We start from the raw sequence: 9,625 nt of genomic DNA, 5'->3' as shown, positions 1-9,625 counted from the left end.
CGTGCGGGATGGTTTTGGGACCGCTGACGCGGTCCTTCGCAGCTAAAGCAGCTCCCACCTAGACCGCATCGACCTTCGCTCGATATGTGTAAACACCCAAACAGCGAAAAAACGATGCTGGAAAGGCTGCCTTCCCCCAACAAAGCCTGCTTTGTCCGGCCGGTAGCAGTTGCAGCCTGGCCTTGCCTCGGCATGTTTTTTAAGTGCAAATGAACGTCTGCCCCCGCGTCCCCATTTACAGAAGAATCAAGATGAGCTGCCAATGCACGAAGTGCCAATCCTGGTTGATCAACCTGCATGAAGTTGGTTTTGGCCATACCTGCACTCGGAACATAACACCGCCATGAAAGCCCTATCGATCGTCACCCCCAGCGGTAACAGAATCGCCTCCGGCCAGAAAACCCTGGAAGTACGCCGCTGGCACCCGGACCTATCCCCCAACGAAGACCTGCTGATCGTCGAAAACCGCCGCTACCGGCACGGGCCGCGCGGGGGATCTATGAGGTGGAGCTGCCCGGGCTCGATGCGCATGGGTATCTGCACATCTCGTCCCCCAGCTGAATGAGTCGACAAGGCCACACGGCCCGTAGGGCCAAGAGCGACAGTCCACCCTGTGAGAGATTCCACGGTGGCAGACAAGCAGATTGATGTTGTGACGACGGGCCTCATCGTCGGCAAGCCAACTCCCACAAGGTTCTGGGCCAGCCACAGTATCCGTGCTCGACGCGGACCCTGTGGGAGCTGGCGTTGCCAGCGATGAGGCCCGCCAGAACAACACAGTCCAGCAAGATCGATGTCGAGGCTGATGGCCTCATCGTCGGCAACGCCGACTCCCACAGGGTTCTGGGGCAGCCACAGTATCTGTGCTCGGCGCGGTCTCTGTGGGAGCTGCTTTAGCTGCGAAGGACCGCGCAGCGGTCCCAAAGCCTGTCAGCGCGGTCCCTCTGGAGAAACGCGCCAGATCAGGCACTGTGAATCCGCAACAAGACTGGGTCAGGGACTCGTGCGGGATGGTTTTGGGACCGCTGACGCGGTCCTTCGCAGCTAAAGCAGCTCCCACCTGAACCGCGCCAGTTGCCGCCTCAGAACTGGTAGTTCACCCCAAGCGTCAACGACCGCTGCGGTGCCGGCTGGCGGCCCCACGGGCTGGTGTCGATGCCGCGGAAGTAGTACTCGCGGTTGAACAGGTTGCTGATGCCGGCCGAGGTGGTCAGCACGCCGTCACGCAGTTTGAAACGGCGTTCGATGGCGGTGTTCCACAGCCAGTAGGCCGGCAGCTTGCCCACCGAGGCGCTGGCGTTTTCCGGGCCGGTGTTGGCGGCGTCGGTGTAGGCGCTGCCGACATAGAGGCCATCGAGGCTGTAGGTCCAGTTCTCGGCAAAGCGATAGCGGCCGTCGACGCTGAACTGGCTGCGCGAGGCATAGGGCACTTCGTTGTCCTTGTAGACACCGTTGCGTTGCTTGGCATCCAGATAGGCGTAGCTGGCATGCAGGTCGAGGTCCGGCAGCGCCGCCGGGGTCCAGAACACTTCGCTTTCGATGCCCTGGTGGCGGGTGCTGCCGATATTGACGAAGCGGTCGCTGGTGGCGTCGTAGACGATCTGGTCATCGAAGTCGATGCGGTAGACGCCGAGGTCGACACGCAGACCATCCCAGGGCGTGTAGCGCACGCCGGTCTCGTAGTTCCAGGCCAGCTCGGCGCCGACCTGGCCTTCCTTGACGATCTGCGTGACCTGCGGCGGACGCAGGGATTTCTGCGCGTTGGCGTAGACGAACCAGTCATCGCTGGCCTGGAAGCCCAGGGTCAGACCTGGCAGCCATTCCATCGAGCGGTTCTGGTTGCTGGCGCCGGTGATGCCGTCGTCGTAGTCCATGCGCGCGTGCTCGTAGCGCACGCCGGGAGTGATGGTCAGGCGGTGGTCGAGCAGGCTGATGGCGTTGCTCAGGTAGAAGGCCTTGGCTTCGTCATCGAACTGCCAGTCGCGGAATGGGGTGGTCACTCCAGTGGCGACACTCTGGCGATCCACCTTGTAGTCGATGTCTTCCTTGACGTAGCGCGCCCCCAGCAGCCAGGTCTGGCTGACCTGCTCGCCATCGATGCCCAGGCTCAGGCGCGGCTCGCTGCCCCACACGCGGAAATCACGCGGGCCGTCCTGCCTGGTCACGGCCTGGCCATCCGGAGTGAACGGCATGCCGACCACGAAGTTGCGGTAGCTGTTGTGGGCGAAGTTGGTCCAGCTGAAGGCCACCGAGTCGAACGGGCCGATGGCGCCGAACTGCTGGGTATAGGTGCCCCAGACCCGATCGGTGTCGCCCTCGAAGCGGTCGATGGGACGGGTCGATTGCCGTGGGTCGTGCTTGTAGTCGGCCACGCTGAGGGCGCCGGCCAGGTCCATGTCGGCCTTGTAGCGCTGGATGCCGAAGCTCAGGTCGCGGTCGTCGTCGATGTTCCACTGGCCGCGCAGGCGGTAGTTCTGGATATCGGTGTCGGAGTGCTCGCGACCGGCCTCGCCGCCGACGGTGTTGAGGTCCAGTTGCAGGCCGAAGTTGTCGGTAAGGAAGCCCCCGGTTCCGAGGTAGGTGTCCCACAACTGGCGGCCGCCGGCGTTGAACGTAGCGCGTTCCTGCAAGGTGGTCTGCCACTCATGGGGAATCGGCTTGCTGATGAAGTTGACCACTCCGCCGACGTTGTTCGGGCCGTACTGCACGGCAGCACCACCACGGACCACATCGATGCGGTCGACCGTGGCCATGGTCACCGGGAACAGCGACAGGCCGGTCTGGCCATAGGGTGCCAGGGCCAGGGGAATGCCGTCGGACAGGGCCTGGAGCCGCCCGCTACGGCTTTCGTACAGACCGCGCACGGCGATCTGCGGCAAGGCGCCGGTGCCGGTTTCGTCGAAGATCTTCATGCCCGGAACACGTTGCAGTGCGTCGTCCACCCCGCGCACGCTGGCCGTGTGCAGTTGCTCGCTGGCCACCACGCTGCGGCTGCCGGCATAGCTGCGCACCTCCGCGTCGCTGGCGCTGCCGAGCACGTCGCCGCTGATCACCGTGGCGTCCACCGCCAGGGGCTCGGCGGGTGCTGGCGCAGCGCTCTGCTCATGCTCCGGGGCGAGCACCAGGAAGGTCTGCTCGTCCTGCTGGCGTACCTGCAAACCGCGGGCATCGAGCAGCCGGTGCATGGCCTCTTCCGCACTGTAGTGGCCGCGCAAGGCCGGGGTGCTGCGCTGGCCGACCACATCGCTGGCGAAGATGATCTGCACCCCGCTCTGCCGGGCCAGGCTGTTGAGCGCCTGCTCCAGGCTGCCGGCGGGCAGGTCGAGGTCGAGCCGCTCGGCGGCGAGGACAGGCATCGCGGCCAGCAGGCTGGCGGCGAGAAGGGAAAGCGGCAGGCGCCGGCGGGCGTGGTGCGTCATGGCGGAAGATCCTTGGCATAGGTGACTTGCAATGACTGCCGTCGGCCGCGTGAAAAAACCCTACCCTCCCGGCGAAATATTTTTTCCCTCGCGCCGGCTGATGTGCACGCTGCCATCAGCCTCGCGGCGTAAGGTCAGCGGCAGGATGCGCGGCAGCAGGTCGAGCAGGTCGTCGACCTTGGCGGTATTGAAGGTACCGCTGATCGGCAGTTGCGCCAGGCTCTGGTCCTCCTGGCGGATCGCCCCGGTGTGGTAACGCTGGATCTGCGCCAGGGCTTCCGCCAGCGGCGTGCGCGCGAAGACCAGGCGCTGCTCTTGCCAGGCCAGGACACCGTCGACATTGGCCTGGGCCAACGGCTGCAACTGCCCCTGGCGCACCCTCACCTGCTGACCCGGCGACAGGCGCAGTTGTTGGGCCGGATCAAGCGCCGACTGCACGGCGACACTGCCGCGCAGCAACGCGATATCGACGTTGTCCTCGCTGCGCAGCACGTTGAAGCGGGTGCCGAGCACCTCGATACGGGCACTGCCGGCCGCGACCCGGAACGGCCGGACCAGTGCCTTGCTGACCTCGAACAGGGCCTGCCCGGCGTGCAATTCGACCCGGCGCGAACGCAGGTGCCAGCTCACGTCCAGGCGGGTGCCGCTGTCCATCTGCACCTTGCTGCCGTCGGCCAGGTCGAGCACCCGTCGCTCGCCCACGGCGCTGACGTACTGCTCGCTGTGGTAGGCCGGGTCGAGCCAGGCCAGGCTGGCGCCGAGCAGCAGTACCAGGCCAGCGACAACCAACGGCTTGCGCGGTTTGCGTGGTTTGGGTTCGGGCATGGGGAAGCGCTTGCGCAGCTCTTCGCGATGACGCGCCAGGGCCTGGTCTTCCGGCGAGATGGGCGGAACGGAATTGCTCATTGGCTGGCCTGCTGCTGTTGCAAGTGGGCACGACAGGCAGCCATGCCCAGGCGCAGGTGCTTTTCCACGGTTTTCAGGGAAATGCCCATGCGCTCGGCAACTTCGGCCTGGGGCAGCTCATGGACCTTGTGCATGACGAAGACCATCTGGCAGCGCTCGGGCAAGCGGCTGATGGCCTCGGCGAGCAACTCGAACTCGCGGGCCGCTTCGTACTGCTGGGGCGGTGCGGGGGCGGGGCAGACCGCATCCAGTTGCTCCGGCATGCCGACCTGCCACACCTGGCGCCGTCGCTCGCTGCGGTAGCGGCTCACGGCCTGGTCATGGGAGATCTTGCGCAGCAACGCCAGCGGCGTGTGCACGTCGTCTTTCTCGCGTTTCTCCAGCAACTGCACGCAGACATCGTGGACCACCTCGCGGGCGAAACCGCGATCACCGAAGCGGCGTCGGATATGATCCACCAGTTCATCGTAGTGACGAACCAGCGTGCTGAGCAGCGAGGGCTTGGGGAGATCGGCGGACATGACGGACCTGAGGCGAGCGGCGCGCCGGCGAATATAAATGAGAACACTTCACATTCATAGCACCAACGTGAACGTCTCGCTTGGCCACGATCAGCATGGGTATCTACACATCTCAATGGGCGCAACTAGGACCCTGTGGGAGCGGCTGTTAGCCGCGATTGGCCGCAAAGCGGCCATAGAACCGGTGCACTCGGTGTGTCAGAAAGACCTGGGACTTAGGTTTTACGACGGCTTCGCCGCCGATCGCGCGGTCCGGCGTCCCGGCTGAAGCCGCTCCTACAGGGTCCGTGTTGCACCTCACCTAAGATCTGCAGATACCCATGCCACGATCAGCCCCTGACCTGGCTGATCGCTGCAACCTCCGAATCCTTGATATCGGCAATAGGTCCCAGAATGGCCGCGTCGAACGGGTCGAGCGCCTCGCCCTGCTGCAACCGCCGAGGGAAGTCCGGGTTTGCCAGTGCCGCCTTGCCCAGTGCGATGATGTCGGCGCCGTCGTGCAGCGTCGCTTCGGCGTGGTCGATATCGTGCACCCCGCCATTGGCGATCAGCACGGTGCCCGGTGCATAGCGCCGGGCCAGGGCCACAAGGCTCTGGCCGCCATCGTCGAACGCCGGCTGCCACGCCTCGAATTCCGTGACATGGATGAAGTCGACACTGGCATCCGCCAGTGCGCCGAAGATCACCTCCGCATCGGCCTCTTCCCCCGCCCACTTGTGTGTGAAGTCATTGACCTTGCCCTGAGAGATGCGCACGCCGAGCGGCAGCCCGCCCACGGCGCCACGCACCGCCTTGACCACCTCGAGAATCAACCCGAGCCGCGCCCGCACATCACCACCCCAGCGATCGTCGCGGCGATTGCTGTAGTCGGTGAGGAACTGATCGAGCAGGTAGCCATTGGCGCCATGGATCTCGATCCCGTCGAAACCCGCTTCCTGTACCGAACGCCGCGCGGCCTGGGCAAACCCGGCGATGACATCGGCGATCTGCTCCTCGGTGATCCCCCGGGGAACCGGGTACTGATCCTCGCCGTAGTAGAAGCGCATCTGCTCGCCCTTGGGCCTGATCGCTGACGGCGCCAGGGTGTGATCGACAAAGCGGTTGCCCTGGCTCAACGCTCCGGCGTGCATCAACTGGGCGAACAGCGCTCCGCCCTCGGCGTGGACCGCTTCCGTCACCCTTCGCCATGCCTGGGCCTGTGCCTGGTCGATGATCCCCGGCTGGAAGGGATATCCCTGAGAGAACTGTGCGTCGGTGTAAATGCCTTCGCTGATCACCAGGCCGAACCCGCCCCGGGCGAAGCGTGCGTAGTACTCGGCCATGCGCGGGGTAGCCAGGCCGCTGTCGCTGGCACTCACCCGGGTCATCGGCGCCACCGCCAGGCGGTTGCGCAGCGGCAGGTGTTTAATAGCGAATGGCGTTAAGATTGGCGAATTCGAATCGGTCATGGCTGCCTCTGTAGTCAAGCACGAATGTGCGCTGGTGCAGATCCTATGGGCCAGACGCAAGCCGACCAAGCTGCTAGCGGGTGCAGCCGGCTTAACCAAAAAGGATAAAGTCATGCTGGTAGCGGACCTGCGCATCTTTCTTTCGGTAGCCTCCGCCGGCAGCCTGTCAGCGGCGGCGCGGCAGCTCGACGTGCAACCCATGCAGGTGTCGCGGCGCATCGCCGCGCTGGAAGACGAACTGGGTGTGCGCCTGCTCCACCGCACCACCCGCTCGGTCGGACTGACCGCCGAGGGTGAGGCCTTGCTGCCTTACGCCAACAGCATGATCGATGCCGAGGACAGCGCTGTGCGCGAACTGCCGCCGTCCTCCACGGCGGTCAGCGGCGTATTGCGCCTGACCGCGCCGAGCGTGTTCGGCCAGTCCATCGTCCTGGGTCTGCTGCCGGAACTGCTGGCCGAGCATCCCGGCCTGCAGGTGGAACTGGATGTCTCCGATCGGGTGGTGGATATCGTCGCCGGCGGCTTCGACCTGGCCTTGCGCGTCGCACCCCTCGCCGACTCGGAACTGATCGCCCGGCGCATCGCGCCGAATCCAAGGGTGCTATGCGCAGCCCCGGCCTATCTGCAACGCCACGGCCAGCCACGCTGCCTGGCCGAGCTGGAGCGGCACCAGTGCATCCAGCTTCAGGCGGTGGCCCGCTGGCCCTTCGTGATCGATGGCGTCATCCAGCGCCGGCGCCTGCAGGGGCGGGTCGCCACCAGCAGCGTCGATGCCGTGCGCAGCGCCGCCGTAGCCGGCCTGGGCGTCGCCATGCTGGCGTACTGGGATGTGGCAGAACACCTGCGCGACGGCTCGCTGATAGCCATCGAACTGGAAGATGCGGGAATGGAAGACTTGTCTGTATGGGCGGTAATGCCGACCCGGCGCTATATCCCCGCCCGGGTCACGGTGTTTCTCGATGCCCTGGAGGCGCGGATGGCAGCGCTGTGCTGACATCCGCGCAATCAATCAGGCCGGCACGCCCAGAATGATATGCGACGCCTTGATCACCGCCGTGGCACTCACACCCGCTGCCAGGCCCAGCTCGGCCACCGCCTCGCGGGTGACGATCGCATACACCCGGCTACCGCCAGCCAGTTCCAGCAACACCTCGGCATTCACTGCGCCGTCGGTGACGCTGACCACCTTGCCGTCCAGGCAGTTGCGCGCCGAGAGACGGATGTCGCTGGATTCGGTCATCAGCATCACCCACGGCGCCTTGACCAGGGCCACGGCCTCCTTGCCCACGGCGATGCCGAGGTTGCGGACGCTTTCCATGGTCACCACGGCGACCAGGCGCTCGCCGCCGGCCAGGGTCAGTTCCACTTCCGCGTTGACCGCGCCTTGCTGGACCTGGCTGACCTGGCCCTTGAATACGTTGCGTGCGCTGACTTTCATGTGAGGATCCTTTTCTTGACTTGAAGGTTAGTTTTTCGCGCATCATCCCGGTTGCGCTATGTAGTCACAACCATAACGACCATCATTCCTGTATACACAAATAAAAAATCGTGTTTACATTTTCCCCGCGCCTACGACATCGGCAATCGCCCGCTGCGTATAGCGACGGTCCACAACCATGCAACACCTGACACCGTTCGACCTGATCGAACACCCCGCCTCGCTCCACCAGCACCACAGCGACTTCAGCCAGCCCAAGGGCAAATCGAGGCCGCGCGCCCCGATACCGCCCACGCTTTTGCACTGATCGATTCCGCCGACAAGGCATCCCACTGATAACTGCACTCCACTCAGGAGAGGAATCCCCATGCCCAAGACATTACTGGTCAAGAACGCCGAACTGCTGGTGACCATGGACGGCGAGCGCCGCGAGATCAAGCGCGGCGGTCTGTACATTGAAGACAATCTGATCAAGCAGGTCGGCCCAAGCGACGAGCTGCCACAAACCGCCGACGTGATCCTCGACATGACCGGCAAGGTGGTCATTCCGGGACTTGTCAACACCCACCACCACATGTACCAGAGCCTGACCCGGGTGGTCCCGGCAGCCCAGGACGGCGAGCTGTTCAACTGGCTGACCAACCTCTACCCGATCTGGGCCCGGCTGACCCCTGAGATGATCTCGGTCTCGACCCAGACCGCCATGGCCGAGCTGATCCTCTCGGGCTGCACCACCTCCAGCGACCACCTGTACATCTACCCCAACGGCTGCAAGCTCGACGACAGCATCCACGCCGCCGGGGAAATCGGCATGCGCTTCCACGCCGCCCGCGGCAGCATGAGCGTCGGCCGCAGCCAGGGCGGCCTGCCGCCGGATTCGGTGGTGGAAAAGGAAAGCGACATCCTCAAGGAATCCCAGCGCCTGATCGAGGACTACCACGACGCCAGCCACGGCTCGATGCTGCGCGTGGTGGTGGCGCCCTGCTCGCCGTTCTCGGTCAGCCGCGACCTGATGCGCGAAGCCGCGGTACTGGCCCGCCAGTACGGGGTGTCGCTGCACACCCACCTGGCGGAAAACGTCAACGACATCGCCTACAGCCGCGAGAAGTTCGGCATGACCCCGGCCGAGTACGCCGAGGACCTGGGCTGGGTCGGCCACGATGTGTGGCACGCCCACTGCGTGCAGCTCGACCAGCATGGCATCGAGTTGTTCGCCCGCACCGGCACCGGCGTCGCCCACTGCCCCTGCTCGAACATGCGCCTGGCCTCGGGTATCGCGCCGATCCGCAAGATGCGTGACCACGGCGTGCCGGTGGGCCTGGGCGTCGATGGTTCGGCCTCCAACGATGGCGCCAGCATGATCGGTGAAGTGCGCCAGGCCCTGTTGTTGCAGCGGGTCGGTTTCGGCCCGGATGCGATGACTGCCCGCGAGGCCCTGGAGATCGCCACCCTGGGCGGTGCCAAGGTGCTCAATCGCAACGATATCGGCGCCCTGGCGCCGGGCATGATTGCCGACTTCGTCGCCTTCGACCTCGGCCATGTGGCCTATGCCGGCGGCCTGCATGACCCATTGGCGGCCCTGGTGTTCTGCACCCCGACCCAGGTCGACACCAGCGTGATCAACGGCCGGGTGGTGGTACAGGACGGGCGCATCACCACGGTCGACCTGCCGCGGGTGCTGGAGCGGCATAACCAGCTGGCGCGACAGTTGGTCAGCGGGGAGTAAAAGCAAACGGTGTGGCTTGCCTGCGATTTGGCCGACAGGGGCAGCGATGTGAGGTCGCCTGGCGGTAGATTGCAGGGAGGCTGCCAGGTGCTTGCCTTGATTGTTCTGGCGCCCTTGAGATCGAGCGCCGCCCGCGCGGCGCATCGCGGCTAACAGCCGCTCCCACA

9 protein-coding genes are annotated in these 9,625 nt (G+C 65.0%); 3 read left to right on the top strand and 6 right to left on the bottom strand.

Features of this window, described 5'->3' with window-relative positions; genetic code table 11:
• Positions 1 to 317: hypothetical protein (locus ACODSK_RS31420; RefSeq protein WP_489021875.1), on the bottom strand; the 317-nt coding region annotated here is incomplete at its 3' end.
• Positions 318 to 343: 26 nt separating this feature from the next.
• Between ACODSK_RS31420 and ACODSK_RS31415 the strand changes: the two genes are divergently transcribed.
• Complete coding sequence (locus ACODSK_RS31415; RefSeq protein WP_489021873.1) at positions 344 to 565, top strand: ASCH domain-containing protein; 222 nt, start codon at positions 344 to 346, stop codon at positions 563 to 565.
• 517 nt (positions 566 to 1,082) lie between these two features.
• Here the strand turns inward: ACODSK_RS31415 and ACODSK_RS31410 are convergent.
• The 4 genes from ACODSK_RS31410 to ACODSK_RS31395 all read right to left on the bottom strand — a co-directional run bounded on the left by ACODSK_RS31410 (position 1,083) and on the right by ACODSK_RS31395 (position 6,294).
• The gene (locus tag ACODSK_RS31410; RefSeq protein ID WP_489021871.1) at positions 1,083 to 3,419 is read right to left on the bottom strand and encodes a TonB-dependent siderophore receptor; all 2,337 of its coding nucleotides are present in this window, start codon (positions 3,417 to 3,419) and stop codon (positions 1,083 to 1,085) included.
• Positions 3,420 to 3,479: 60 nt separating this feature from the next.
• Positions 3,480 to 4,325, bottom strand: a complete 846-nt coding sequence (locus ACODSK_RS31405) for a FecR family protein (RefSeq protein ID WP_489021869.1) — start codon at positions 4,323 to 4,325, stop codon at positions 3,480 to 3,482.
• Positions 4,322 to 4,846 (bottom strand): RNA polymerase sigma factor, encoded by a 525-nt coding sequence (locus ACODSK_RS31400; protein ID WP_489021868.1) that lies wholly within the window; start codon positions 4,844 to 4,846, stop codon positions 4,322 to 4,324. Before ACODSK_RS31400 ends, ACODSK_RS31405 begins: the two co-directional genes overlap by 4 nt.
• A gap of 329 nt (positions 4,847 to 5,175) precedes the next feature.
• On the bottom strand, positions 5,176 to 6,294 hold the full coding sequence (locus ACODSK_RS31395) for an oxidoreductase (RefSeq protein WP_489021866.1): 1,119 nt from the start codon (positions 6,292 to 6,294) through the stop codon (positions 5,176 to 5,178).
• 112 nt (positions 6,295 to 6,406) lie between these two features.
• On the opposite strand from ACODSK_RS31395, the gene ACODSK_RS31390 reads away from it, so the two are divergent.
• A complete protein-coding gene (locus tag ACODSK_RS31390; RefSeq protein WP_489021865.1) occupies positions 6,407 to 7,288 on the top strand; it encodes a LysR family transcriptional regulator in 882 nt (293 codons plus the stop codon).
• A 15-nt stretch (positions 7,289 to 7,303) separates the two neighbouring features.
• Here the strand turns inward: ACODSK_RS31390 and ACODSK_RS31385 are convergent, their stop codons facing one another.
• Positions 7,304 to 7,732 carry a TOBE domain-containing protein gene (locus ACODSK_RS31385; RefSeq protein ID WP_489021863.1) on the bottom strand — a complete coding sequence of 143 codons (429 nt, stop codon included), beginning with the start codon at positions 7,730 to 7,732 and terminating at the stop codon, positions 7,304 to 7,306.
• Between the two features lie 367 nt (positions 7,733 to 8,099).
• Here ACODSK_RS31385 and ACODSK_RS31380 point away from each other — a divergent pair, with 367 nt between their 5' ends.
• Positions 8,100 to 9,458, top strand: a complete 1,359-nt coding sequence (locus ACODSK_RS31380; RefSeq protein WP_489021862.1) for an 8-oxoguanine deaminase — start codon at positions 8,100 to 8,102, stop codon at positions 9,456 to 9,458.
• The last annotated feature ends 167 nt before the right edge of the window (positions 9,459 to 9,625 follow it).

It is taken from the genome of Pseudomonas sp. FG98 (genome assembly GCF_057808595.1).
The sequence above is the reverse complement of the archived record's forward strand: the minus strand, read 5'-3'. Positions and strand labels throughout refer to the sequence as shown.

Excerpts from the sequence above, each read along its gene's own strand:
- ACODSK_RS31400 (WP_489021868.1), bottom strand. The coding sequence starts at position 4,846 with ATGTCCGCCGATCTCCCCAAGCCCTCGCTGCTCAGCACGCTGGTTCGT.
- ACODSK_RS31390 (WP_489021865.1), top strand. The coding sequence starts at position 6,407 with ATGCTGGTAGCGGACCTGCGCATCTTTCTTTCGGTAGCCTCCGCCGGC.
- ACODSK_RS31385 (WP_489021863.1), bottom strand. The coding sequence starts at position 7,732 with ATGAAAGTCAGCGCACGCAACGTATTCAAGGGCCAGGTCAGCCAGGTC.
- ACODSK_RS31380 (WP_489021862.1), top strand. The coding sequence starts at position 8,100 with ATGCCCAAGACATTACTGGTCAAGAACGCCGAACTGCTGGTGACCATG.
- ACODSK_RS31410 (WP_489021871.1), bottom strand. The coding sequence starts at position 3,419 with ATGACGCACCACGCCCGCCGGCGCCTGCCGCTTTCCCTTCTCGCCGCC.
- ACODSK_RS31395 (WP_489021866.1), bottom strand. The coding sequence starts at position 6,294 with ATGACCGATTCGAATTCGCCAATCTTAACGCCATTCGCTATTAAACAC.
- ACODSK_RS31415 (WP_489021873.1), top strand. The coding sequence starts at position 344 with ATGAAAGCCCTATCGATCGTCACCCCCAGCGGTAACAGAATCGCCTCC.
- ACODSK_RS31405 (WP_489021869.1), bottom strand. The coding sequence starts at position 4,325 with ATGAGCAATTCCGTTCCGCCCATCTCGCCGGAAGACCAGGCCCTGGCG.